This is a genomic window from Amycolatopsis sp. NPDC058278 (assembly GCF_042881395.1).
Classification (GTDB): Bacteria; Actinomycetota; Actinomycetes; order Mycobacteriales; family Pseudonocardiaceae; genus Amycolatopsis.
Genome location: NZ_JBHVXZ010000022.1, coordinates 1 through 22,551 on the forward strand (window position 1 = coordinate 1; position 22,551 = coordinate 22,551).

Here is a 22,551-nt window from a genome sequence, read left to right on the forward strand (position 1 = left end):
TGCGGCTCCGGCCCCCCCCCCCAACCCCCCCCCCTTTGTCCCCCTCCCCCCCCCCCGGCCGCCGCGCCCCCCCCCGCCCCCCGGCGCAGGGCGTCGAGCAGGTCGGGATCGAGGTTGGCCACGGCCGGGGACTCGTCGTCGTGGACCGGCAGGCCGTCCGGCACGGCGCCGTGTCCCCGGCCGAGGGACGTGCGTTGACTGGAGGTCATGGCGGCCAGTCAAGGCAGCGCGGTGTTGCCGGTGCGTACGCGGTTTCCGATATGCGCCCGATAGGCGCCCGCTCGTAGCATCGGGCGGGTGCGTGTCTTGATCGTCGAGGACGAGCCCTACCTGGCCGACGCCATCCGCGACGGCCTCCGGCTGGAGGCCATCGCGGCGGACACCGCCGGCGACGGCGACACCGCGCTGGAGCTGCTGAGCGTCAACACCTACGACATCGCCGTCCTGGACCGCGACATCCCCGGCCCGTCCGGTGACGAGATCGCGCGGCACATCGTCGCCTCCGGCAGCGGGATGCCGATCCTCATGCTCACCGCCGCCGACCGGCTCGACGACAAGGCCACCGGATTCGGGCTCGGCGCCGACGACTACCTCACGAAGCCGTTCGAACTCCGGGAACTCGTGCTCCGGCTCCGGGCGCTGGACCGGCGGCGCGCGCACAACCGGCCGCCGGTGCACGAAATCGCCGGCCTGCGCCTGGACCCGTTCCGCCGCGAGGTCTACCGCGACGGCCGGTACGTGGCCCTGACGCGCAAGCAGTTCGCCGTGCTCGAAGTCCTCGTCGCGGCCGGAGGCGGGGTGATCAGCGCCGAGGAACTGCTGGAACGGGCGTGGGACGAGAACGCGGACCCGTTCACCAACGCCGTGCGCATCACGGTTTCCGTGCTGCGCAAGCGGCTCGGCGAACCCGGGATCATCGCGACCGTGCCCGGCGTCGGCTACCGCATCGACACCGGGGACGAGAACCGTGGCTAGGAAACCGGGGTTGAGCGCCCGCCTCAAACTCACCCTCAGCTACGCCGGCTTCGTCATGCTCGCCGGCATCCTGCTGATGGGCGCGGTGCTGGCCTTCTACCTGTACTTCCTGCCCAACGGCTGGATCATCACCGAGGGCAACTTCTGGATCAACCGCTCGCGCCTGGTTCGCGCCTTCGTCCCGTTCATGGCGGTCGTGATCGTCTTCCTGCTGGTGTTCGGGCTGCTGGGCGGGTGGGTCCTCGCCGGCCGGATGCTCGCCCCGCTGACGCGCATCACCGACGCCACGCGCGTCGCGGCGGACGGATCGCTGTCCCACCGCATCCGGCTGCCCGGGCGCGCCGACGAGTTCCGCGAACTCGCCGACGCCTTCGACACCATGCTTTCCCGGCTCGAGACGCACGTCGCCGAGCAGCGCAGGTTCGCCGCCAACGCGTCCCACGAACTGCGCACCCCGCTGGCGATCACGCAGAGCCTGCTCGACGTCGCCCGCAACGACCCCGAGCGCACCACCGACGAGCTCGACGAACGGCTTCGCGTCGTCAACACGCGAGCGATCGAACTCACCGAAGCCCTGCTGCTGCTCAGCCGCGCCGAACAGCGGGCCTTCAGCCGTGACCGCGTCGACCTGTCCCTGGTCGCGGAAGAAGCCGCCGAAACGCTCCTGCTCCTCGCCGAGAAGCGGGGGGTCACCGTCGAGACGTCCGGCGAGGCCGCGCCGACCCTCGGCTCGCCGGCGCTCCTGCTGCAGCTGACGACGAACCTGGTGCACAACGCGATCGTCCACAACCTGCCCGAGCAGGGCGCGGTGTGGGTCACGACCGGCATCGAGCCCGGAACCGTGGTGCTCACCGTGGAGAACACCGGCGAACACCTCCCGCAGCCGCTGGTCGCCACCCTCGCCGAACCCTTCCAGCGCGGCACCGAGCGCATCCGCACCGACCAGGCGGGCGTCGGCCTCGGCCTGGCCATCGTCAAGAGCATCACCCAGGCCCACGACGGGACGCTCACCCTTGCTCCGCGGCCGGCGGGCGGCCTCCGCGTCACCGTCCGGCTGCCGATCTCGCTCGGCTACGCGACGGGAAAGTCGAAGTACGTGTCCGGGTAGGGCTCGTCCTTCAGGCCGTAGTGCCACCATTCACGCTCGTACGCGGCGAACCCGCAGTCCTCCATGATGGACCGGAGGTAGCGGCGGTTCCCCGCTTCGAGGCGCGAGATCCTCCGCGCGTCGTGGTGTGAGATCGCGTCCATCAGATCGTGGCCGCCACCCATGGACGCGAGCTCGCCGCTGCCGAGGTGGTAGAGGGTCAGGTCGACGGTGCTGCCCCGGCTGTGGCCCGACTTCGCCGCGACGTACCCCTTGGCGAACATCGCGGCCCGGTCCATGTTCGGGTAGTGCCACAGCTTCGTCCGGCCGTCCTCCGGCAGGTCCACCCAGCGCAGGAAGCAGTCGACGGCGCGTTGCGGCCGGTAGCCGTCCCACAGCAGCAGACCGAAGCCGAGGGACGCGGCCTTTTCCTGCGCCTCGCCCAGTGCGGCGCACAAGGTCTTCGTGCCGGCGATCCGGTTGACCAGGTACCCGTCCACCGGTTTGCCGGTGAAGTTGTCCCAGGTGGCGTACTTGGCGTCCCAGCGGATGCCGGGCACGAGCTCGTCCACGAAGGCGAAGTCGTCGTTCACCGGGCCGTCCCGGCCACGATCCGGTCGATCAGTTCCGAGAGCGGCACCCCGGCGGCCGCCATCATCCTCGGGTAGCGGCTGTACGACGTCAGACCGGGCAAGGTGTTGACCTCGTTGAGGACCACCGTGCCGTCGTCGGTGAGGAACATGTCCACCCGGGCCAGTCCCCCGCACCCGAGCGCGCGGTAGATGGCTTTCGCCGTCTCCTGGACGCGTGCGCGGGTTTCGGCCGGGATGTCGGCGGGCACGATGAACGTCGAGTTCTCGGAGCCGCTTTCGGGGTTGTCTTCCTGGTGGATGCGGAAGAAGCCGTGGGACAGGGCGACCCGGTCGACCTCGCCGACGAACAGCTCCTGGCCGTTCCCGAGGACGGCGCACCCGACTTCGCTCCCGGCGACGGCCTCCTCGATCAGCACCTTCGAGTCGTACTGCGCAGCGGTCGCGATCGCGGCCGCCAGTTCTTCTTCGCCGGACACCTTGCTGACGCCGAACGACGAACCCGAACGAGCCGGCTTCACGAAGACGGGATAGGTGAGTCCCTCAACTTCTTCGCCCGCTCGGACGATCCGGAAGTTCGGCGTGGCGATGCCCGCGTTTCCGACGACGACGTAAGCGAGGGATTTGTCCATGCACAGGGCAGAACTCGGGACATCGCAGCCCGCGTAGGGAATCCCGGAGAGTTCCAGCAGGCCCTGCACCACGCCGTCTTCGCCGAACTTGCCGTGCAGCACGGGCAGCACCACGTCCAGGCAGATGGTGTCGTACTTCCCCTCGTCGAGGACCAGCAGACCGGAAACACCCGGGTCCGGCGACAGAACGGCCGTCTTCCCGGCTTCCCAGCCCGCTTCCGGGCCGTCGCAGAGTTTCCAGGCGCCGTCCTTCGTGATCCCGATCCAGAACGGTTCGTGCTTACCGGTGTCGAGGTGCCGCGCGACCTCTTGCGCGGACTTCACGGAGACGGGGTGCTCCTCGGAGACGCCTCCGAAGATGATCCCGACCTTGAGCCTATTCATGCCGTTTCCCGCTTTCGAAGTTCAGGCAGTTGACGATGGAGTTTTCGACGGTGTCGCTGAGCGCGTGGTCCGTGTAGTAGGCGGTGTGCGGGCTGACGAGCACGTTCGGCAGCTTCTGCAGCCGCACCAGCAGGTCGCTTTCGACGGGCCGGTCGCGGCAGTCGGCGTAGAAGATGCCCTCTTCCCCTTCGAGGACGTCCAGCGCGGCGCCGCCCAGCCTGCCGTTTTCCAGCGCCGCGACGAGCGCCTCGGTGTCGAGAAGGGGTCCTCGCCCGGTGTTGACGACGAACGCTCCGGGCTTCATCAGCTCGAGCCGGCGGCGATCCAGGAGGTGGCGCGTCCCGGCGTCGAGCGGCGTGTGGAGCGTGACGATGTCGCTCAGCCGCAGGAGTTCTTCCAGCGGCACGTACTCGACGTCCGCGTGCGGATGGCTGTCGTGGGCGACCACGCGGGAGCCGAAGCCACGCAGCCTCCCCACGACCGCCGCACCGATCCGTCCGGTCCCGATCACCCCGACGGTCAGATCGCGCAGCTCTTTCCCCCGCACGTCGTTCAGCCGGTAGTCGTGCTCGTCCGCGCGGCGGAGGACGGACTTGGCGTCCCGCACCAACATCAGCATCAACATCAGGGTGTAATCGGCCACGCTGTCCGGCGAATAGGCGACGTTCCCCACGGAAATGCCGACGCGCTCGGCGTATCCGACGTCGATGTGGTCGCAGCCGACGCTCCTCGTGGAGACATAGGCGACGCCGACTCGGCTGAGCGCGAGCAGAGTCCCTCTCGCGAGCGGCGTCTTGTGGCCGACGCTGACGCACCGGTTGCCGGCCGCCAGCGCGGCGTTGGCCTCGGACACCGCCGCGTCGGTGATGGTCGGCGTCACGCCGAAGCGCGGCGCCAGCTCCCGGAACAGCACGGCCTCGTCGGGTTCACACCCATAGATCGTCATCCCGAGTGCCGGTTCGCTCATGCCGCCCATTCAAGGGAGCGTGGCGTTGCCGGCACGTATGGGCTTTTCGATACGCCGAGCATAAGTTACTCACGAGTAACCGGCGCTACCCCGTGCTTGTCGTGCTGTTCTTGCGCGGCCGTGAGAAGTGCGCCGAGTGCGCGCTGGGAGGCCCGGAGCTGTCCGATCGCCTCGTCGATCCGGGCGTGTTCTCGTCGGAGGTGAGTGACCATGTCCGGGCACGGCTCCGGAACGAGCCGTTCGCCGTCGGTGTGCACGCAGTGCAGGATCTGCGCGATGACGGTGGTGGGCAGTCCGGCGGCGAGCAGAGCGCGGATGCGCCCGACCGTGACGATGTCGGGCTCGCCGTACTCGCGGTAGCCATTCGCCCGCCGGGCCGGCCGGAGCAGGCCCTGCTCCTCGTAGTAGCGCAGCAGCCGTTCGCTCACTCCGGTTCTCCGGGCCAACGCACCGATCCGCACCTGAACCCCTCGTTCCCCCTTGACCTTCTCACCGATGTGAGACTTTAGCCTTTCGTCGTCGGTGACGAAGGAAGGCGAAGGAGCAACGATGCCGGGCGTGGTGATCATCGGAGCGGGACCGGGCCTCGGCCTCTCGGTGGCTCGTAGATTCGCACGGGAGGGGCTGCCCGTAGCTCTGGTGGCCCGGTCCGAGGACAAGCTGAAGACGCTGGCCGCCGCCCTCACCCCGACCGGAGTCCCGGTGACCGCGCTGACCGCGGACAGCACCGACGAGACAGCGCTGCGCACCGCACTCGACACGGCAACGGCGAAGTTCGGCGTACCGGAGGCCGTGGTGTACAACGCGGCGATCATCCAGCCGGACCGGCCCGGCGAGTTGTCCGTACGGGCTCACCAGGAGGCCTGGGCGGTCAACGTGGTGGGAGCGATCACCGCCGCCGCCCACATCGGCCCGGCGATGGCACAGCGCGGCAGCGGTTCGTTCATCATCACCGGCGGAATGCCCGAGCCGAAACCCGAGTACGTGAGCCTCTCTCTCGGCAAGGCCGGAGTACGAGCACTGGTGACGCTGCTGGACAAGCAGTACGGACCAGCTGGCGTCCACTTCGCATCCGTGACCGTGGACGGTCCGATCGCCCCGGGCACAGCGTTCGACCCCGAAGACATCGCGGAGCACTATTGGCGCCTGCACAGGGAACAGCGACACGAGTGGAACCAGGAAATAGTGCACCCCTGACCGGGCCACGCGGACAAGGCGACCAACCGGGGGTCCGGGGGCGAAGCCCGCCGGGCGGGGCGTGGGGGTTGCACCCCCACAAAACAAGGACGCTCCACGCAAAAGGCCCGCGCCCTCCGCGGGCACGGGCCACCAAAGAAGTTGGTGAGCTCGTGGCCGTCCACCAGGCCGGAGACCGGGTCCGCGGGCTCGCCACCCGCTTTGACCGGCTCGGCGGTGACGCTGAGGTGGGCGCTGGATGAGGTGTTCATCAGGCTCGCTGGCCAGCCGGTCGGGTGGTCCGCCGCGAACTGGAGGCCAGCGAGACGTGGACTGCCGGCCGGAGGAGGACGTGTCGCGCCCGAGATCGACGCGGGAACGATCCGCCCTCCGCCGACGGGGTCGGTCGAAGCAGAGCAGCGCGAGGCGCTGTTCTGAGTTTGTTATCCAACCTTCCCGGCTGATTTCCTTCTGCGGCAAGAGGAATGATCGATCGAGTGATCTCGGTTAAGCAGAAACGAGTGCTCGGCACCCGTGAACCACCGCCGGTGTCAGCCAGTGCGATGCGCGGGCACGGCGTTCTTCGCGGCCAGCTTCAGGCCGGTTTCGATGAGAATCCATCCGAGGCGTTGCAGCCGCGTTCCTTCCCTTCGACGGTATTTCACGTGGCTCGCAACCCGCCGCAGTTCCGTCTCGCGTTCGCGGACCAGATCTTCCGCCATAAGAAAATGCACCGCGTTCGTCCCCCTCAGCCGGACTTCGATGTGTCGGGTTTCTCTGGCCGCGCCTGCCGGGGGAACGCTGACCAGTGCGCGATCACGTTGTGGTCGCCCGGTCGCGCGTCCCGGCGGTAGCGGTCGATCACCGCTTCGACCTCTGTGCTCATCGCCGCCGCTTCCGCGGGAGTCAGAGACAGCCGTGCGTCGTTGAAAACGGCCTTGTCGTACCACTGGTCCATCCACTGCGGGAGTTCGCTGACGAACCGCGACTCGGCCTCGTAGCGCTGCTCGATCACAGACCTCAGGTATATGTCCAGCGGGCCCGCGAGGTCCGGGTCGCCGATGAAGTCGGCGGCCCGCATACGCGTCGACTTCTGGACGGGCCGCCACCATCGTTCGCGTTTGTTCCCCCGTTCGCTGTCCTCTTCGACCAGGCCGGCCTCGGCCAGCAGTCGCAGGTGCCAGCTGGTGGTCCCCGAGCTTTCGCTGACCCGCTTGCCCAGTCCGGTTGCGGTCGCGGGGCCGTCTGCCTGCAGCAATTCGAGCATCCGCATTCGCAACGGGTGGGCGAGCGCCCGAAGCATCCGGGCGTCGAGCGGTCGCGACGTCTGATCCCGGCGTTCCTCGGTCATGCTGCCCACCTTAAACCGCAGCGAGCTCTTTGCAAAGAGCCCTCTGCGATCTGAGCGCGTTTCCCCCTCGCACGGTTGACGACAACCTGACGTTGTCAGCTGGCGCGGTCTTCGCGTTCGGCGAAACCTGGAACAGCAGCTCCGCTCCGCTCCGCGCCGCGCCGGTCAAGCTCGAGATTGCCCAGTTCTTCCAAGCAAAAGCAGGTCAACTCGGCCGTAGCCGGCGATGGTCTTGGACAGGTGCTTGTCGTCGGCGGCCTCGACGAGCTCGTTGACCAGCGGACTTGCCGGTTCCGGAGTCGCCGATCAGAGACAGGCGCCCGGCGCGGATCCAGGCGCCCTGGCGAGGGTGTGCACGAGCGCGGGTTCGGGTCGGCGGCGAAGTCGAAGTCCTCGATGCGTTTCGTACGCGGGAAGCCGGCTTGCTTGACCAGGCGGGCCTCCCGGTCCTCGCACTCAATGAACAGCAGCTTGGACAGGAAGCTCTTGTAGGTGGCCTGTTGCCGTGCCATGGCAGCGGCCTGGTCGCCGAACCGGTCGCGGATCGTTAGGTCGCTCTTAACGGGGGTTAGATCTCTAACCCGCGGGGCTAGGTGCCGGAAGCGGCTGTGACCTGCGCGGAGTTAGGCGGGGTAGCTCGTGCGGCCAGGTTAGGTCAGGGCCCCAAAGAGGCTGAACCAGCGGGTGGGCGTAACCCGGCGCGCGCCCTGAGTGCCTGGGCCTGGTACGGGCGCGAGTGACGGGAACTCCCGGTATCCGACACCCGATCGCCCGTCTTTGCAGCACCGGGATTGCAGCCACTACCGAGAATACCCACTGAGTCGAGGCACTGAGAACTCACTTCTGACAGCAGGCCGTAGAGGCTGAACCCTCGTCGAGCCGACACCTTCGCGGCGAACTCTTGCCCACGCCCCCTGGTCGCGCCGGCGGGACCAGCTCGCCGACCGGCAGGAAGCTGAGGTGGCCTGGCACCCGCCTGGTGTTCACCACAAAGTACGGGCTGCCGATCGACCCCCGAAACTTCAACCGGGCCTAGGACAACCGCGCACGGGGACGCGCTCAAGCGGCTTGGCGAGAGCCTCGACAAGTAGCGCCACTGCTCTACTTTGCTGCTACCAGGACAACGAAAAGGACCGTCCACTCTACTGTGGACGGCCCTTGACCTGCTGTGGAGCTGAGGGGAATCGAACCCCTGACCTTCTCGATGCGAACGAGACGCGCTACCAACTGCGCTACAGCCCCTTGGTTGTGCTCGTAGAGCTTAGCAGTGCCCTACGAGCACCCCCTGCAGGGGGGTCACTCCCCGACTGCGCGGCGGTACGGGCCGGTTCCGGGCTCGTCGAGCTCCTCGAACGCCGGGTCCTCGTCGTCGAGGTCGACGACGACCGCGCTGCGGCGGACGCGGGATGTCGGGGACGGACGGCGCTCGACGACCTGGCGGCGGACCGGCTCGACGACCTCCACATCCTCGGTCTCCGCGTGGTCCTCTTCATCCGGCGAAGCCGAAGCCGACGGAGCCGGAGCCGAAGCCGACGGAGCGGGACGCCGGGGCGCGCGAGTGCTGTTGAAGCGGGCGAGCCGGCGCTGCCGGATCTCCTCCTCGATGCGCACCTGGCGGCGCAGGTACACGAGGTACCCGACGAGCACGACGTCGATCGCGCCGTGGCCCCACCAGGCGAGTGGGACGACGAAGCCCGCGACGACGCCGGTGATCACCGCGATCACGAGCAGGATGACGACGATGCGCTGCCGGAAGCCGTACTTGGCGCGGGCCGCGATCTCGGCGGCTTCCGGGTCGAAGCCGCCGCGGCCAGGCCGGTAGCCGGCGCGGTCACGCTCGGCTCGCGAGCCGCGGGCCGGCTGCGGGAGCGGCTCGGGTTCGGGGTCCGGTTCCTCGAGGTCGTCTTCCAGTTCGAGCTCGGCCTCCAGCTCGGCGAGGTCGTCCTCCACCGAAGGCCGGGACTTCCCGGAATCGTCGGACATGGCGAATTCCTCCCGGTCTTCGTTGCGTCCACTGCGCACGACCCTGGCCGCGAGCGCCGAGTCGGCCGTTCTCGCGACCTGCTGCCGCCGACGCGCGACCATGGGCACGAGTACGACGAGCCATGCCGCGGCGAGCGCGACGATGATCACGGAGCTGGGCATCTCCCGTCACCTCCCCCGATCCTTCCACCACGAATCACGTTAGTCACAGGAGTAACAGATCGGGCGGAGACTCGCCGGTTTGGATCACGGAAAAGCCTCACCGGATTAGGTGAAACTCACAGCATGTGGTAACGCGGCTACCGCCCCGGGTGGGTAATCACGTTCAGGCGTAGTCGGCGCGGCCCGCCGCGACCAGCCGCGACACCAGCCCGGCCCCGGTTTCCTCGCGCGTCAAGGCGTAGCAGTAGTGGTCCCGCCACCCGCCCGCGACGTCGAGATAACGCTCGAACAGGCCTTCCCGCCGATAGCCCGCTTTGGTGAGAACCCGCAGGCTGGCGGCGTTTTCCGGCCGCACGGTGGCCTCCAGCCGGTGCAGCCCGGCCGGCCCGAAGGCGTGGTCGGTGACGAGCGCGACGGCAGCCGTCGCGACCCCACCGCGGACCACCTCGGACGACACCCAGTAGCCGATCCAGGCCGACCGCAGCGACGCCCGGATGACGTTACCCACAGTGATCTGCCCCGCCAGGCGACCGTCCAGGGTGATGGTGAACGGGAGGCACTGACCACGCCGAGCGAGCGAACGCAGCGCCGCCCACTGCGACGGCCACGACCAGAAGGCGTTGCGTTCCGGCCACGGGCCTACGCCGGTGGGCTCCCACATTTCGAGGTGCGCGCGGTCCCGGAGCCGGATCCGGCTCCACTCGCCGGCATCGCGCAGCCGGACCGGCCGGATCGCGACCTCGCCCGCGGGCACGCGCAGCGGGCCTAGCCGAGCCGGCCAGCCCGGGTGCCGGCTTTCGACCGGGTAGGACACGCCCGACACGGAGTTCATCAGGCCCGTTGCGCCAGGAAGGTGACTTGGACCTGTTCCCCGGCGGGGACTTCGGTCGCCTCTTCCGGCACGTTGATCAGGCAGTTCGCTTCGGCCAGCGACGCGAGCAGGTGCGCCCCGGACTGGCCGAGCGGCTGGACCAGGTATTCGCCGTTGGCCTCGTCGCGCAGCAGCTGGCCGCGGAGGAAGCCGCGCCTGCCCTCGGTCGAGGTGACCGGCGACAGCAGCCGCGCGCCGACGATCCGCCGGTGCGGGTTCCGGGTCCCGCGCGCCGCCCGGATCAGCGGCCGCACCAGCACCTCGAACACCACCAGCGCGCTCATCGGGTTGCCCGGGATGAGGAACGTCGGCACCGAGTCGGGGCCGAGCCTGCCGAACCCCTGCACCGAGCCGGGGTGCATCGCCACCCGCGTCATGTCGATCCGGCCGAGGTCGGACAGCGCGGCGTGGACCTCGTCGCCGGTGGCGCCCCCGGCGCCGCCCGCGACTACGACGATCTCCGACATCAGCAGCCGGCCTTCGACGACCTCCCGCAGCCGTTTCGGGTCGCTCGGCACGATGCCGACCCGGCTGACCTCGGCACCCGCGTCCCGGGCGGCCGCGGACAGCGCGTAGGAGTTGACGTCGTAGACCTGCCCGACCGACGGCGTCCGGTCGACGTCGACCAGTTCGTCGCCGACCGACACGATCGAAACCCGCGGCCGCGGGTAGACGAGGACCTTCGCCCGGCCGACCGCGGCCAGCAGGCCCACCTGGGCCGAGCCGATCGTGTCGCCGCGGCGCACCGCGACGTCCCCGATCTGGACGTCCTCGCCGGCCCGCCGTACGTACCCCGCCGACGGCACCGAGCGGTGCACCGTGACCTTGGCCTGGTGCCCGTCGGTGTAGGCGAGCGGCACGACGGCGTCGGCCAGCGTCGGCAGCGGCGCGCCGGTGTCGACCCGGACGGCCTGGCCGGGCTGGAGCCGGCGCGGCTGGCGTGAACCCGCCGCGATCTCCCCGACGACCGGCAGCTGCACCGGCTCCTGCCCGGCGTTGCGGACGTCGACGCTGCGCACCGCGTACCCGTCGATCGCGGCTTGGTCGAACCCGGGCAGCGCGTGCTCGGCGACCACTTCCTCGGCGCAGAGCAGGCCCTGGGCCTCGGAGATCGCCACGCGCACCGGCTGGGGCCGGACGGCGGCGTCCAAGGTCATCGAGATCTGCGCGTCGACCGAGCGCAGCTCGGCCTCGTCCCCGGCCGCTTCCGGCCGCGCCGCGTCGAGGGATTCCGTCATGGGCGCTCTGTCCCGATCCGTTCCGTCAGCCACGCCCGTAAAGATGGACCGTACTCGGGCGTTTCAAGCGCGAAATCGACCGCGGCGCGCAGGAAACCACCCGGATTCCCCAGGTCGTGGCGGCCGCCGCGGTGGACGACGACGTGCACCGGGTGTCCCTCGCTGATCAGCAGCGCGACCGCGTCGGTCAGCTGCAGCTCGCCGCCGCTGCCCGGGGTGATCCGCTTGAGGGCGTCGAAGATCGCCCGGTCGAGCAGGTACCGCCCGGCCGCGGCGTAGGTCGACGGCGCGTCCTCCGGCTTCGGCTTCTCGACCATCCCGTGCACCTGCTTGACGTCTTCGTCGTCGGTGTCGGTGACGTCGAAGACGCCGTACGGCGAGATCTCGGCCTTCGGGATGTCGAACGCGCAGAGCACGCTGCCGCCGTACTGGGCGCGGACCGCGCCCATCCGCTCGAGCACGCCGGTGGGCAGCACCAGGTCGTCCGGGAGCAGCACGGCGACGGCCTCGTCGTCCGGGCGCAGGTTCGGCTCGGCCTGCGCGACGGCGTGGCCGAGGCCGAGGGCCTGTTCCTGGATGGCGGTTTCGACGGCGAGGAGATCGGTGCCCCGGCGCACCTTCGCGAGCAGTTCGGTCTTGCCCTTGGCCTCGAGGTTCTGCTCGAGCTCGGGCTGCTTTTCGAAGTACCGGACAACGGCGTCCTTGCCCGGCGAGGTCACGATGACCAGGCGTTCCGCGCCGGCGGCGGCGGCCTCGGCCGCGACCAGCTCGATGCCCGGGGTGTCCACCACCGGCAGGAGCTCCTTGGGCACGGCCTTCGTCGCCGGGAGGAACCGTGTCCCAAGGCCGGCGGCAGGCACGATGGCGGTTCTGAACGTCTGGGTGGATTCGGCGCCCGTCATGGGCGCAGAGCCTAACGTGAGGTCATGCACGCGCTGGGCAATGAGCACCTGAGCAAGGCGGAGTGGCGTGACCGGGTGACTCGCGCCCGGGCGGAACAGGCAGCCGAATCCCACGCCAGGGAGGCGTCGGCGCTGGTCAGTGCGGTGGCGAAGGTCACAGCGACCACCGTGTGCGCGTACCTGCCGTTCCGCACCGAGCCGGGCACGACGGCGTTCGTCGACGCGCTGGCGGCCGGCGGCGCGCGGGTCCTGCTGCCCGTCATCCTGCCGGCGCCGGGCCCGCTCGACTGGGCCGAGTACACGGGCGAGGCCGATCTCGTGCCCAGCCGGTTCCGCGGCATCCGGGAGCCGGGCGGGAAACGCCTGGGTATCGAGGCCGTGGGCGCGGCGGAACTGGTGCTGGTGCCCGCGCTGGCCGTGGATCGCCGGGGCGTCCGGCTCGGGCGCGGGGCCGGCCACTACGACCGCTCATTGGTCTTCGCCGCGGCCGGCGCTACGCTGCTGGCCGTCGTCCGGGACGAAGAGCTGGTCGAACGGCTGCCCGGGGAGCCGCACGACGTGCGGATGACCGGGGCCTTGACGCCCGGTCGAGGCGTGGTCGAACTGCCGGTGTGAGCAACCAGGAATTGCCTTTCGGGAAGGTTTTCCCGCACAATCGGGTTAGCACTCAGGTCGGATGAGTGCCAGCAAAGGAGCCGTCAGTGCCTACGTACCAGTACGCCTGCAAAGAATGCGACCACCGGTTCGAAGCCGTGCAGTCGTTCTCGGACCCCAGCCTGACTGTCTGCCCGCAGTGCTCCGGGGTGCTGCGCAAGGTCTTCAGCTCGGTCGGCGTCGTCTTCAAGGGGAGCGGGTTCTACCGCACGGACTCGCGCGACTCGAGCAAGTCGAGCACCGCGCCCGCCCCGGCGAAGACCGAGACCAAGACGGAGTCGAAGCCGGACACGAGCTCGGCATCCTCCTCTTCGACCACGACGAAGACGGCCGCCGCGGCGTCCTGACCCGCGAGTTATCCACAACACCCCGGTTGTCCACAGATGCCGGACGTGGCCCTTCCGGCGGCCCGTCCGGCTTCCCTAACGTCGATCTCGTGCGGCACACCGCCGCACCCGATCCGACTGAGGGGGCCCTGTGGACATCCTGCCGAAGCTCCGCGCACTTCATCCGCCCCGGCTGCCGAGCCGGCGGACGCGGCTGATCCGCCGCTGGCTCGCCGTCGGCCTGCTCGTCCTGGGTGGGCTGTCGCTCGTCCACCCCGGCTCCGCGCGAGGCGCACCGACCGTCCTCGCGGCCCACGACCTTCCTTCCGGCGCGACGCTGAGCGCTGCCGATGTCCGGCTGGCCGACCTCTCCGACGAAGCACGTCCGATGGGCGTGTTGAGCACCCTCGACGCCGTCGACGGGCGCCTGCTGGCGGGCGCCGTCCGAGCCGGCGAGCCGCTGACCGACGTCCGGCTGGCGACGGTCCCCGCCCCGGGTGATCCCGGCACGGCGACCGTGCCGGTCCGGTTGGCTGACATGGCCGTCGCCGCACTGCTCCGGCCCGGCCAACGCGTCGACGTCGTCGCGGCGCCGGAGCCGGCCGCGCCCGCGTCCGTGCTGGCCGCTGGGGCGACGGTCGTGACGGTTGGGCACCAGGAGCCGGCCACGCTCAAGGGGCCGCTGGTGCTGCTCCGGCTGCCGGAGGCCGCGGCAACGAGGGTGGCGGCGATTTCACTGGAGCGTCCGGTAACGGTTACTCTCCGCTAGCCTCCGCCCGCCCGGACGGGCGGGGCGTCCCCTTCCGGTTCGTGGCTCGTGAGGAGAAAAAGGTGTTCAAAGGCTTCAAGGACTTCCTGATGCGCGGCAACGTCGTCGACCTGGCCGTGGCGGTGGTCATCGGCTCGGCGTTCACGGCGATCGTCACGGCGTTCACCAGCGGCCTGATCAAGCCGCTGATCAGCACGATCGGCGGCACGGAGGCCGCGAACGGCCTCGGATACCAGATCTTCGACAACAACAAAGCCACGTTCCTGGACTTCGGCGGCGTGATCAACGCGGCGATCAACTTCGTGCTGGTCGCGGCGGTGGTCTACTTCGTGATCGTGATGCCGGTCAAGAAGGTGCAGGAGCGCCGCAAGCGCGGCCAGGAGCCGGGCCCGTCGGAGCCGACGGACGTGGAGCTGCTGATCGAGATCCGCGACCTGCTGCGCGCCCAGCAGAGCCAGCGCGGCAGCGACCGCGACTGACGAGGTCAGCGGTCGTGGTGCGGTGGCCGGTTCTCCCGGTACCAGTCGTCCGGGAGACCGGTGCGCCGCTCGGGGTCGCGCTCGTCGGAGGTCGTCTCGGGCAGGACGTCCCCGAAGATCTCATCGACCCGGCGGCGCTGCTCGCTGCCGGCCTTGGGGTCGCGTTTCTCGCCGGACATGCCCTCAGTCTCCCACGACGCGTTCTTTGACAACTCCAGAGAGCTGACCGAGCGCATCGAGGCGGCGCAGGTGCTCAGGGGGCAGCTCGAGCCCCGCGGCGGCGACGTTCTCCTCCAGGTGCGTGATCCGGCCGGTGCCCGGAATCGGCAGGACCACCGGTGATCGGGCCAGCAGCCACGCGAGGGCGACCTGGGCGGAGGTGGCACCCACCTCGCCCGCGACAGCGGCGATCTCCGCTCCGCCTGCCGCGGCCGGTGCCACCGGTCGCCAAGGCAGGAAGGCGATTCCCGCCGCCGCACAGGCCCGCAGGACCGGCTCGTGCTCACGGTCGAGCACGCTGTAGCGGTTCTGGACGCTGACGATCTCGACGAGTTCACGGGCCCGAGCGAGCTCGTCGACAGTCACTTCGGACAGCCCGAGCAGGCCGATCTTCCCCGCGGACTGCAGCTCGCGGAGCGTGCCGAGCTGATCGGCCAAGGGCGTTTCCGGGTCGACGCGGTGCAGCTGCAGCAGCTCGATCCGCTCCACGCGGAGCCGGCGCAGGGCCTGGTCGACCTGGTCGCGCAGGATTTCGGGCCGGGCGTCGAGCCGCCACTCGCCGCCGGGCCCGGTTCGCGCGACGCCGACCTTGGTGGTGATCAGCAGCTCGTCGGGATAGGGGTGCAGGGCCTCGGCGAGCAGTTCCTCGTTGGCTCCGCCGCCGTAGAGGTGCGCGGTGTCGATGAGCGTGACACCGAGCTCGACGGCCCGCCGGGCGACGGCGATCGCGCCGGCCCGGGCGGGCCCGGCTTCGGTCGGCAGGTGCATCGCCCCGAAACCGAGCCGCCGGACGTTCAGCCTGCCACCGATGCGGAAATCGGGGATCACACCTCTTCGAGGCCCGAGAGCTCGTCGATCACGTGGGGAACGAGCGAGGTCAGCGTGGCCATCCCGTCGCGGACCGCCGACCGCGACCCGGCCAGGTTGACCACGAGCGTGCTGCCCGACACCCCGGCGAGCCCGCGGGAGATCCCGGCGTCGACGGCGCCGGCGGCCAGTCCGGATGCGCGGATGGCCTCGCTGATGCCCGGGATGGGCCGGTCGAGCACACCGGCGGTGGCGTCCGGAGTCCGGTCGCGCGGCAGCACGCCGGTGCCACCGACGGTGATCACCAGGTCGGCGCCGCCGATCACGGCGGTGTTGAGCGCGTTGCGGATACCCGCGGTCTCGGCCTCGACGACCACGACACCGTCGACGATGAAGCCCGCTTCTTCGAGCAGCTCCGTGACCAGCGGGCCAGTGGTGTCCTCGTGCTCGCCGTGCGCCACGCGATCGTCCACGATGACCACGAGGGCCCGGCCCAGCCGTTGTGCACTCCGTTCCATGGCGCCCACCGTAGCCGGTTTCGGCGGCCGGGCGCCGGGAGGTGCCGGGTGAGTTCTGACGATTCGGTGACGTGACGCCGCGAGCTCCGGCGAGCCCCGGCGAAGGCCCCTAGCGTGGCCGGGGTGCGCGTACTGGTCACCGGCGGAGCCGGGTTCATCGGGTCCCACATCGCCGACCTCCTGGCCGACGGCGGTGACGAGGTCGTGGTGCTGGACAACCTCCTCCCCACGGCTCACGGCTCCGGCTCCCCGCCGCCCTACACCGACAGGCACCGGTTCCTGCGCGGCGACGTCACCGATACCGAGATCGTCGCGGAGCTGCTGGACGGCGTCGACGCGGTCTGCCACCAGGCGGCGGTGGTGGGCCACGGGATCGACCCGTCGGACGCACCTTCGTACGCGTTGCACAACGACTACGGCACGGCGGTGCTCCTGGCCGGAATGCACGCGGCCGGCGTACGGAAGCTGGTGCTGGCCTCGTCGATGGTCGTCTACGGCGAAGGCCGCTACGCGTGCGGGGACCACGGCGTGGTGGCGCCTTCGCCGCGCCGCCGGTCCGATGTGGACGCCGGCCGGTTCGAGCCACGCTGCCCGTCGTGCGAAGAGGAGCTGAGCTGGCAGCTGGTGCCCGAGGACGCGCCGCTGAACCCCCGCAGCACGTACGCGGCCACGAAGCTGGCCCAGGAACACCTGGCCGGTGCGTGGGCCCGGCAGACGGGCGGCACGGTGTGGGCGATGCGCTACCACAACGTCTACGGCCCGCGGATGCCCCAGAACACCCCGTACGCGGGAGTCGCGTCACTCTTCCGCTCGTCCTTGGCACGCGGCGAGGCGCCCCGAGTTCTGGAAGACGGCCGCCAGCAGCGCGACTTCATCCACGTCCACGACGTGGCGAGGGCGAACGTCCTGGCCCTGCGCGCGGAAGCCCCGGCAGCCGAGATCACCCCGCTGAACATCTGTTCCGGCACCCCGCACACGGTGGGCGACCTGGCGGAGGAGCTGGCGCGGGCTTGCGACGGCCCGGCACCCCAGGTGATCGGCGGCGCGCGTCCCGCCGACGTCCGGCACGTCGTCGCCGATCCGGCCCGCGCCCGCGAACTACTGGGCTTCACGGCGGAAATCGGCTTCGAAGCGGGAATCGCCGATTTCGCGACGGCGGAACTGCGCGCCCCCGTCGAGGTTCAGGCCGTGAACGCCCGCGCGACGGCGAGGCTGTCCTCGTAGACGTGGTAGCGGGTGATCACGCCACTGTCGACGGTGAGGTGCAGGGCGCAGCGGGCGCTGTAGGCCAGGCCGGTGGCCTTCACCGTCTGGCGGATATCTCCCAGCACCACCGCGTCCCGGCCGTCGACCAGGATCCTCGAGATCACTCCACCGCGCTCCCCGTGGAACTCGTTCAGCTGGCGGAAGTGGTCGGCGACATCGGCGCGCGTCGACCGCTCCCGGATCCACGGCACTGCCGGGTGTCCCGCCGCGGGCCAGTCGAGCTGCCAGTCGACTCCGTCCGCGAACAGTTCGGCGATCCGGTCCGGATCTCCCCCGGCCAGCCGGGCGAGGAACTCGGTCACGGCCGCCCGGGTGCTCGCCTCCGCACCGGTGAACTGGTGGTCGTACCGGATCCGGCCGTCCTCGTCGAGCAGGAGGAAGATGGTGCCGCTCCACACCGGGGCGCCACCCGTCGCCGGAACCATGTGGGTGGTGAACGTGACCGCGTCGTGGTGGGTCACGACGTCGTCCGCCGCGGCGAAGACGAATTCCCCGGTCGCGACGAACCGGTCGTACGCGCCGGTGACCCGGGCCTCGAGCGCGTCGTGTCCCCGGTGCTCGGCGGTTTCGGTGTACTGCACGCCGTCTTCGGCCCACAGCCGCGCGACAGTGCTGCGCCGCGCGGCGGCGTCCGGCTCGTTCCACACCGCCACGTAGCGGCTGATCAAGTTCGAGGTCATGGTCAGGAAGCTAGAGCGGGTTCCCTGACACCTCCTGTCAGTGGATCCGGGCAGACTTCCGGACATGCGTGCGACTCGTCTGGTGTCCCTGCTGTTGCTGCTGCAGACCAGGGAGCGGATGACCGCGCGGGAACTGGCGGACGCCCTGGAGGTGTCGGTCCGGACGATCTACCGGGACGTCGAGTCGCTCGGCGCCGCGGGCGTCCCCGTGTACGGCGAACCAGGTCACGAAGGCGGCTACCGGCTGCTCGACGGCTACCGCACCCGGCTGACCGGCCTCACCGCGGACGAGGCCGAGGCGCTGTTCCTCACCGGGCTCCCGTCCGCGGCGGCCCAGCTGGGCCTGACGGCCGCGACGACCGCTGCGCAGCTCAAGCTCATGGCGGCGTTGCCCGCCGAGCTGCGCGACCGCGCCGCCGGCCGGTTCCACGTCGACCTCCCGTCGTGGTACCTCCGCGCCGAGCGAACTCCGCACCTGACTCCGATTTCGGAGGCCACTCGTGACCAGCACGCCCTGCGGATCCGCTACCTGCGCTGGGTGAAGCCGCACGAGATCAGCCGGACCGTGCAGCCCCACGGACTGGTCCTGAAAGCGGGCAACTGGTACCTCGTGGCTCGCGGCGGCGAGCAGTTCCGGACCTACCGGATCTCCCGGATCCTCGACGTGGATGTCCTCCCCGAGCGGTTCGAACGAGCCGAAGGGTTCGACCTGGCGAGCCACTGGGAGAGCTACCTCGACCACTTCGACCGGCGCCGCTATCGGGACACCGCGGTCCTCCGGTTCTCCCGTCGTGGCCTGGACCGGCTACCCGAGTTGTTCGAACCGGCCGTCGTGGCGGCCCGGAAGACCAGGGCCGGGCCGGACCCGGCAGGGTGGACCGAACTCGAGATCCCCATCGAATCGGTCGAGGCCGCGGTGCCCGAACTGCTCAAGTTCGGCGCCGACGTCGAGGTCGTCGCACCGGAAGAGTTGCGAGCGGAAGTCGTCCGGATCCTGCACGCGATGAACCGGGCCTACGGTCTCTAGCCGGTTGATCCGGCAACTGGCCGGCACCGCTTGCATCGTCGAGACGGCCAGGCCGAGCCGGCCGCCGATCCGGACCGGGCCCAGCTGCTTGCGCCACCGCAGCCGCACGATCGCCTGCATCGGGTGTTCGGGCCGGGCTGTGCTGCGGACGGCAGCTGCGATCAGCCGTCCCGGCAGCGCCTTCAGTGCGGCAGCGTCGGCCCCTTTGCGGGCGGTTGTGGCGGCGACTATAAGCATTTTTGCTGCAGCGGCGCAGGTCCAGCTTTGCTCGACGCGCGACAGGCCGCCACCGATCGCCTCCACGCCGGACAACGTCCCTGGACCTCACATCTAGGGCATCGCCAGCGGCAGGCGCACCTCGAACCGGCACCCCGGTCCGTGGTTGTGCACCCCGATCCGCCCCCGGTGCGCCTCGACCAGCCCCTTCGCAATGGCCAAGCCGAGCCCGCCGCCGCTGGTCGTCCCGCCGCGCTCGGGCGTCCGCGCCTGCGTCCCGCGGAAAGCGACGTCGAAGACGCGGTTGATCTCGTCGTCCGGGATGCCGCCGCAGGAGTCGTCCACGGCGAGCAGCGCCTCGTCGCCGTCGACGCCGATCTGCACCGCCACCGTCCCGTCGGGCGGGGTGTGCCGGATCGCGTTGGACACCAGGTTCCGCACGATCCGGGCCAGTTCCGGGTCGCTGCCGGTCACCACCGGCCAGGTCGACGCCCTGGCGAGGACCCGGACCCGCTTCCGGTGGGCCACCGGCGCCTGGGCGGCCACGGCGTCGCTCACGACGTCCCGCAGCGGCACCGCCGACATCGTGAGTTCCAGGGCCCCCGCGGTGATCCGCGAAAGCTCGAACAGGTCGCCGACCATCGCGGACAGCCGCCGGGTCTCACCGCTGATCCGCTGGGCGTAGTCGGCGACCTCGTCGCGTTCGGACACCACGCCGTCGGCCAGCGCCTCGGCCATCGCCTGGATCCCGGCCAGCGGGCTGCGCAGGTCGTGGCTGATCCAGGCCACCAGTTCGCGCCGTGAGGCCTCGGCGGCGCGTTCCCGCTCGCGTGCCTCGCGTTCCCACACGCTGCGGCGTGCGATGGCCCGGCCGAGGATGATCGCCGCGGGCACGGTGACCAGCGCGACGAGCAGACAGACCAGGAGCATCGTGGTCAGCGCCGGGGTGAACATGAACCCGCTGATCCCCAGGACGCCGACCAGCGTGGCGAGCACCGGGATCAGCACCAGCACCGTGAGCGTGGTGGCCAGCGAACCGCGGCGCAGGACGTACAACGCCACGCCGCCCAGTGCCGCAACCGGCAGCGAGAACAGCAGTGCGAACGGCAGGATGTGCCAGAGGTGCGTCAGCATCTCCGAGACGGACTCGCCCGAACCGATCACGGCTGCTCCCGGTCGTAGCGGTAGCCGACACCCCACACCGTCGCCACCCGGGTCGGCTTGGCCGGGTCACGCTCGATCTTCTCGCGCAGCCGTCGCACGTGGACGGTCACAGTGGACTGATCGCCGAAGTCCCAGCTCCACACCTTTTCGAGCAGGTCCGCGCGCGAGTACGCCACGCCGGGGTGGGCGAGGAAGAACGCCAGCAGGTCGAACTCCCGGGTGGTCAACGGCAGTTCGCGGCCGCGGAGGGTCGCGGTGCGCGCATTCATCTGCAGGCGCAGGTCGCCGTCCGCGAGCACGGCGGCGGCCGGCTCCGGGCGGGGCATCCGGGCGCGGCGCAGCACCGAGGTCACGCGGAGGGCGAGTTCCTTGGGGCTGAACGGTTTCGTCACATAGTCGTCGGCGCCGAGCTGGAGGCCGGCGATGCGGTTCTCCTCCTCGCCGAGGGCGGTGAGCATGACGATCGGCACCTGGCTGACCTGGCGCAGCCGCTTGCACACCTCCAGGCCGTTGATCCCGGGCATCATGACGTCGAGGACGACGAGGTCGGGCTCGTGGGCGGCGAACTTCGTCAGCCCCTCGGCGCCGTTGCCGGCCATGTCCACGGTGAACCCGGCCACCTCGAGGTAGCGGCGGACGACGTCGCGGACCGTCTCGTCGTCGTCGACCACGAGCACCCGTCCGGCCTGATCCCTCATCACGTCTCCCTCACCAGCCCGTCAGCAGCAGGTGGTTGACCGCCAGCGCCGTCGCCGCCTGCGCGGCCAGCCACCACTGGCGGCCGGGCCGCGGCAACAGCGCCGTCATCGGCAGCAACCACACCCCGAACGGTAGCCAGATCCGTTCGGTCTCGGCTTTCGACAGGCCCGAGACGTCGGCGAAGAGGATGGCGGTCAGGGCGGCGAGGCCCAGCAGGAGGACCGGATCGGCGAGCAAGGCCCGGCGCGGAGACCCGAATCCTCGCCGGACGGCGGCGACGACCGCGGGGCCGAGCGCGACGGTCACCGCCGCGAGGTCGGCCCACACCCAGTACGAATAGGGCCGGACCAGCGCCACTCCCTGGTAGTAGCGCTCGACGACCAGGTGGTAGCCGTCGAGCCACCAGAAGCCCGCCCAGGCGAAGACGCCGACGACGGCGAGTGCCGCGACGATCGCCAGTGCCGCCGCCCGCCACTGCCGGCCGAGGACGGCGACGGCCACCGCGAGCAGGCCGAGCAGCACCAGGCCGTACGACAGGAAGATCCCGAAGCCGAGCAGCACCCCCGCGGCCAGCCCGGCCGGAGCGGCGTACCGGCGGCCGTGGGTGAACCCCGTCGCGGACAGCGCGAGGAGCGCCAGCCCGGTCGCGGTCACCCCGGCGAAGAGGCCGTCCGCCGAGACGCCGATCCACACCGCGCCCGGGGTGAGGACGGCGAACGGCAGCACCGCGCGGGCCGCCTCGGGCCGGCCGAGCAGGGCGACCGTGGCCGGCACGGCCACCGCGACCAGGCTGCCGGCGAGCACCACGGCCGTGGCCGCCCACGCGCCGCCGTGCAGGCCGAGCCGGTCCAGCCAGACGAAGACGAGCGTCGCGCCCGGCGGGTGACCGGACACGTGCGTCGTCCACGATTGGGGCTGGAAGTCGAGGATGCGGGAGGAGAACTCGCGCAGCATCGGCGGGATGTCGGTGATCCCCGGGACCTCGTGGAGGTACTCCTGGGGAATGGTGAGGTGCCCGGCGAACCCGCGGGACCAGCCGTCGACCATGGCCAGGGAGAAGATCCAGGCGAGCGAGGCGAGGTAGCCGGCGGCGAGCGCGCGGCGCCACGGCAGGCGGGCGGCCAGCGCCGGGCCGTGGAGCACCACCGCGACCGCGACGAGCACGGCGAACACCGAGCCCGGGCCGACGTGCGGCAGCCAGTCGGCGAACAACGGCGGCGCGGACACGAAGATGACCACGCCGGAGTGCGGCCGGTTGTAGTAGAGGCCGACGGCGGTGGCGGCGGCGGCGAGCACCGCCGCGGCGGCGACGGCAAAAAGGTCGGCGCGGCGGCCGGAGACCGGGGCTTCGGGTTCGCGGGCAGGCGGCTCGGCGAGCCGGGCTGCCGATGTCGGCTCGCTCATCGTCG

Annotated in this window: 26 protein-coding genes and 1 tRNA gene; 9 read left to right on the forward strand and 18 right to left on the reverse strand. The window is 70.6% G+C overall.

What is annotated here, in order from left to right:
* Positions 1 to 297 precede the first annotated feature (297 nt).
* Both ACFVYA_RS13910 and ACFVYA_RS13915 read left to right on the forward strand, forming a co-directional pair.
* Positions 298 to 975, forward strand: a complete 678-nt coding sequence (locus ACFVYA_RS13910) for a response regulator transcription factor (RefSeq protein WP_285986364.1) — start codon at positions 298 to 300, stop codon at positions 973 to 975.
* 10 nt (positions 976 to 985) lie between these two features.
* Entirely contained in the window at positions 986 to 2,083 is a 1,098-nt protein-coding gene (locus ACFVYA_RS13915; RefSeq protein ID WP_387044985.1) for a sensor histidine kinase, read from the forward strand.
* Here ACFVYA_RS13915 and vanX read toward each other — a convergent pair.
* The 4 genes from vanX to ACFVYA_RS13935 all read right to left on the reverse strand — a co-directional run bounded on the left by vanX (position 2,047) and on the right by ACFVYA_RS13935 (position 5,096).
* On the reverse strand, positions 2,047 to 2,655 hold the full coding sequence (gene vanX, locus ACFVYA_RS13920) for a D-Ala-D-Ala dipeptidase VanX (protein ID WP_387044986.1): 609 nt from the start codon (positions 2,653 to 2,655) through the stop codon (positions 2,047 to 2,049). The two genes, ACFVYA_RS13915 and vanX, sit on opposite strands and share 37 nt — an antisense overlap.
* Positions 2,652 to 3,668 carry a D-alanine--(R)-lactate ligase gene (gene vanA, locus ACFVYA_RS13925; RefSeq protein WP_387044987.1) on the reverse strand — a complete coding sequence of 339 codons (1,017 nt, stop codon included), beginning with the start codon at positions 3,666 to 3,668 and terminating at the stop codon, positions 2,652 to 2,654. The genes vanX and vanA overlap by 4 nt, the downstream gene beginning before the upstream one ends.
* Positions 3,661 to 4,635, reverse strand: a complete 975-nt coding sequence (locus tag ACFVYA_RS13930) for a D-isomer specific 2-hydroxyacid dehydrogenase family protein (RefSeq protein ID WP_387044988.1) — start codon at positions 4,633 to 4,635, stop codon at positions 3,661 to 3,663. The genes vanA and ACFVYA_RS13930 overlap by 8 nt, the downstream gene beginning before the upstream one ends.
* Positions 4,636 to 4,700: 65 nt before the next feature.
* Complete coding sequence (locus tag ACFVYA_RS13935; RefSeq protein WP_387045115.1) at positions 4,701 to 5,096, reverse strand: MerR family transcriptional regulator; 396 nt, start codon at positions 5,094 to 5,096, stop codon at positions 4,701 to 4,703.
* An 88-nt stretch (positions 5,097 to 5,184) separates the two neighbouring features.
* Between ACFVYA_RS13935 and ACFVYA_RS13940 the strand changes: the two genes are divergently transcribed.
* Positions 5,185 to 5,832: an SDR family NAD(P)-dependent oxidoreductase gene (locus tag ACFVYA_RS13940; protein WP_387044989.1), complete on the forward strand. Its 648-nt coding sequence runs from the start codon at positions 5,185 to 5,187 to the stop codon at positions 5,830 to 5,832.
* Positions 5,833 to 6,362: 530 nt separating this feature from the next.
* Here the strand turns inward: ACFVYA_RS13940 and ACFVYA_RS13945 are convergent.
* The 7 genes from ACFVYA_RS13945 to ACFVYA_RS13975 form a co-directional block, all read right to left on the reverse strand.
* Positions 6,363 to 6,533: a hypothetical protein gene (locus ACFVYA_RS13945; RefSeq protein WP_387044991.1), complete on the reverse strand. Its 171-nt coding sequence runs from the start codon at positions 6,531 to 6,533 to the stop codon at positions 6,363 to 6,365.
* Between the two features lie 26 nt (positions 6,534 to 6,559).
* The gene (locus tag ACFVYA_RS13950) at positions 6,560 to 7,162 is read right to left on the reverse strand and encodes an ArsR/SmtB family transcription factor (RefSeq protein WP_387044992.1); all 603 of its coding nucleotides are present in this window, start codon (positions 7,160 to 7,162) and stop codon (positions 6,560 to 6,562) included.
* 1,169 nt (positions 7,163 to 8,331) lie between these two features.
* Positions 8,332 to 8,404 (reverse strand) — tRNA-Ala (locus ACFVYA_RS13955).
* A gap of 54 nt (positions 8,405 to 8,458) precedes the next feature.
* Entirely contained in the window at positions 8,459 to 9,307 is an 849-nt protein-coding gene (glpR, locus tag ACFVYA_RS13960; protein ID WP_387044993.1) for a gephyrin-like molybdotransferase receptor GlpR, read from the reverse strand.
* A gap of 163 nt (positions 9,308 to 9,470) precedes the next feature.
* The gene (locus ACFVYA_RS13965; protein ID WP_387044994.1) at positions 9,471 to 10,139 is read right to left on the reverse strand and encodes a GNAT family N-acetyltransferase; all 669 of its coding nucleotides are present in this window, start codon (positions 10,137 to 10,139) and stop codon (positions 9,471 to 9,473) included.
* The gene (glp, locus tag ACFVYA_RS13970) at positions 10,139 to 11,416 is read right to left on the reverse strand and encodes a gephyrin-like molybdotransferase Glp (protein WP_285986372.1); all 1,278 of its coding nucleotides are present in this window, start codon (positions 11,414 to 11,416) and stop codon (positions 10,139 to 10,141) included. The genes ACFVYA_RS13965 and glp overlap by 1 nt, the downstream gene beginning before the upstream one ends.
* The gene (locus ACFVYA_RS13975) at positions 11,413 to 12,318 is read right to left on the reverse strand and encodes a UTP--glucose-1-phosphate uridylyltransferase (protein ID WP_387044995.1); all 906 of its coding nucleotides are present in this window, start codon (positions 12,316 to 12,318) and stop codon (positions 11,413 to 11,415) included. Before ACFVYA_RS13975 ends, glp begins: the two co-directional genes overlap by 4 nt.
* A 24-nt stretch (positions 12,319 to 12,342) precedes the next feature.
* On the opposite strand from ACFVYA_RS13975, the gene ACFVYA_RS13980 reads away from it, so the two are divergent.
* The 4 genes from ACFVYA_RS13980 (at position 12,343) to mscL (ending at position 14,546) form a co-directional block, all read left to right on the forward strand.
* The gene (locus tag ACFVYA_RS13980; protein WP_387044996.1) at positions 12,343 to 12,933 is read left to right on the forward strand and encodes a 5-formyltetrahydrofolate cyclo-ligase; all 591 of its coding nucleotides are present in this window, start codon (positions 12,343 to 12,345) and stop codon (positions 12,931 to 12,933) included.
* An 86-nt stretch (positions 12,934 to 13,019) separates the two neighbouring features.
* Complete coding sequence (locus tag ACFVYA_RS13985; protein ID WP_285986375.1) at positions 13,020 to 13,319, forward strand: FmdB family zinc ribbon protein; 300 nt, start codon at positions 13,020 to 13,022, stop codon at positions 13,317 to 13,319.
* Between the two features lie 130 nt (positions 13,320 to 13,449).
* Entirely contained in the window at positions 13,450 to 14,067 is a 618-nt protein-coding gene (locus ACFVYA_RS13990; protein ID WP_387044998.1) for an SAF domain-containing protein, read from the forward strand.
* Between the two features lie 62 nt (positions 14,068 to 14,129).
* Positions 14,130 to 14,546, forward strand: coding sequence for a large-conductance mechanosensitive channel protein MscL (gene mscL, locus ACFVYA_RS13995; protein WP_387044999.1), 417 nt, complete (start codon positions 14,130 to 14,132; stop codon positions 14,544 to 14,546).
* Between the two features lie 5 nt (positions 14,547 to 14,551).
* Here the strand turns inward: mscL and ACFVYA_RS14000 are convergent, their stop codons facing one another.
* Genes ACFVYA_RS14000 through ACFVYA_RS14010 form a run of 3 tightly spaced genes read right to left on the reverse strand, consistent with a single transcriptional unit; the run spans position 14,552 to position 16,090 of the window.
* Positions 14,552 to 14,725: a hypothetical protein gene (locus ACFVYA_RS14000; RefSeq protein ID WP_285986378.1), complete on the reverse strand. Its 174-nt coding sequence runs from the start codon at positions 14,723 to 14,725 to the stop codon at positions 14,552 to 14,554.
* Positions 14,726 to 14,729: 4 nt separating this feature from the next.
* On the reverse strand, positions 14,730 to 15,590 hold the full coding sequence (locus ACFVYA_RS14005) for an aldo/keto reductase (RefSeq protein WP_387045117.1): 861 nt from the start codon (positions 15,588 to 15,590) through the stop codon (positions 14,730 to 14,732).
* A complete protein-coding gene (locus ACFVYA_RS14010; RefSeq protein ID WP_013230045.1) occupies positions 15,590 to 16,090 on the reverse strand; it encodes a molybdenum cofactor biosynthesis protein B in 501 nt (166 codons plus the stop codon). The genes ACFVYA_RS14005 and ACFVYA_RS14010 overlap by 1 nt, the downstream gene beginning before the upstream one ends.
* A 123-nt stretch (positions 16,091 to 16,213) precedes the next feature.
* Between ACFVYA_RS14010 and ACFVYA_RS14015 the strand changes: the two genes are divergently transcribed.
* Complete coding sequence (locus tag ACFVYA_RS14015; protein WP_387045000.1) at positions 16,214 to 17,314, forward strand: NAD-dependent epimerase/dehydratase family protein; 1,101 nt, start codon at positions 16,214 to 16,216, stop codon at positions 17,312 to 17,314.
* Here ACFVYA_RS14015 and ACFVYA_RS14020 read toward each other — a convergent pair.
* On the reverse strand, positions 17,272 to 18,036 hold the full coding sequence (locus ACFVYA_RS14020) for a nuclear transport factor 2 family protein (protein ID WP_387045001.1): 765 nt from the start codon (positions 18,034 to 18,036) through the stop codon (positions 17,272 to 17,274). The two genes, ACFVYA_RS14015 and ACFVYA_RS14020, sit on opposite strands and share 43 nt — an antisense overlap.
* 64 nt (positions 18,037 to 18,100) lie before the next feature.
* Here ACFVYA_RS14020 and ACFVYA_RS14025 point away from each other — a divergent pair, with 64 nt between their 5' ends.
* Entirely contained in the window at positions 18,101 to 19,063 is a 963-nt protein-coding gene (locus ACFVYA_RS14025) for a helix-turn-helix transcriptional regulator (RefSeq protein WP_387045002.1), read from the forward strand.
* A 330-nt stretch (positions 19,064 to 19,393) separates the two neighbouring features.
* On the opposite strand, the gene ACFVYA_RS14030 is transcribed toward ACFVYA_RS14025, so the two are convergent.
* Genes ACFVYA_RS14030 through ACFVYA_RS14040 form a run of 3 tightly spaced genes read right to left on the reverse strand, consistent with a single transcriptional unit; the run spans position 19,394 to position 22,546 of the window.
* Positions 19,394 to 20,443 (reverse strand): sensor histidine kinase KdpD, encoded by a 1,050-nt coding sequence (locus tag ACFVYA_RS14030; RefSeq protein WP_285986381.1) that lies wholly within the window; start codon positions 20,441 to 20,443, stop codon positions 19,394 to 19,396.
* On the reverse strand, positions 20,440 to 21,141 hold the full coding sequence (locus ACFVYA_RS14035; protein WP_387045003.1) for a response regulator transcription factor: 702 nt from the start codon (positions 21,139 to 21,141) through the stop codon (positions 20,440 to 20,442). The genes ACFVYA_RS14030 and ACFVYA_RS14035 overlap by 4 nt, the downstream gene beginning before the upstream one ends.
* 10 nt (positions 21,142 to 21,151) lie before the next feature.
* Complete coding sequence (locus ACFVYA_RS14040; RefSeq protein WP_387045004.1) at positions 21,152 to 22,546, reverse strand: hypothetical protein; 1,395 nt, start codon at positions 22,544 to 22,546, stop codon at positions 21,152 to 21,154.
* Between the last annotated feature and the right edge of the window lie 5 nt (positions 22,547 to 22,551).

Coding starts and splice junctions, on each gene's coding strand:
- vanA (WP_387044987.1), bottom strand. CDS start 3,668: ATGAATAGGCTCAAGGTCGGGATCATCTTCGGAGGCGTCTCCGAGGAG.
- ACFVYA_RS13930 (WP_387044988.1), bottom strand. CDS start 4,635: ATGAGCGAACCGGCACTCGGGATGACGATCTATGGGTGTGAACCCGAC.
- ACFVYA_RS13940 (WP_387044989.1), top strand. CDS start 5,185: ATGCCGGGCGTGGTGATCATCGGAGCGGGACCGGGCCTCGGCCTCTCG.
- ACFVYA_RS13945 (WP_387044991.1), bottom strand. CDS start 6,533: ATGGCGGAAGATCTGGTCCGCGAACGCGAGACGGAACTGCGGCGGGTT.
- ACFVYA_RS13950 (WP_387044992.1), bottom strand. CDS start 7,162: ATGACCGAGGAACGCCGGGATCAGACGTCGCGACCGCTCGACGCCCGG.
- glpR (WP_387044993.1), bottom strand. CDS start 9,307: ATGCCCAGCTCCGTGATCATCGTCGCGCTCGCCGCGGCATGGCTCGTC.
- ACFVYA_RS13965 (WP_387044994.1), bottom strand. CDS start 10,139: ATGAACTCCGTGTCGGGCGTGTCCTACCCGGTCGAAAGCCGGCACCCG.
- glp (WP_285986372.1), bottom strand. CDS start 11,416: ATGACGGAATCCCTCGACGCGGCGCGGCCGGAAGCGGCCGGGGACGAG.
- ACFVYA_RS13975 (WP_387044995.1), bottom strand. CDS start 12,318: ATGACGGGCGCCGAATCCACCCAGACGTTCAGAACCGCCATCGTGCCT.
- ACFVYA_RS13980 (WP_387044996.1), top strand. CDS start 12,343: ATGCACGCGCTGGGCAATGAGCACCTGAGCAAGGCGGAGTGGCGTGAC.
- ACFVYA_RS14000 (WP_285986378.1), bottom strand. CDS start 14,725: ATGTCCGGCGAGAAACGCGACCCCAAGGCCGGCAGCGAGCAGCGCCGC.
- ACFVYA_RS14010 (WP_013230045.1), bottom strand. CDS start 16,090: ATGGAACGGAGTGCACAACGGCTGGGCCGGGCCCTCGTGGTCATCGTG.
- ACFVYA_RS14020 (WP_387045001.1), bottom strand. CDS start 18,036: ATGACCTCGAACTTGATCAGCCGCTACGTGGCGGTGTGGAACGAGCCG.
- ACFVYA_RS14025 (WP_387045002.1), top strand. CDS start 18,101: ATGCGTGCGACTCGTCTGGTGTCCCTGCTGTTGCTGCTGCAGACCAGG.
- ACFVYA_RS14035 (WP_387045003.1), bottom strand. CDS start 21,141: ATGAGGGATCAGGCCGGACGGGTGCTCGTGGTCGACGACGACGAGACG.
- ACFVYA_RS14040 (WP_387045004.1), bottom strand. CDS start 22,546: ATGAGCGAGCCGACATCGGCAGCCCGGCTCGCCGAGCCGCCTGCCCGC.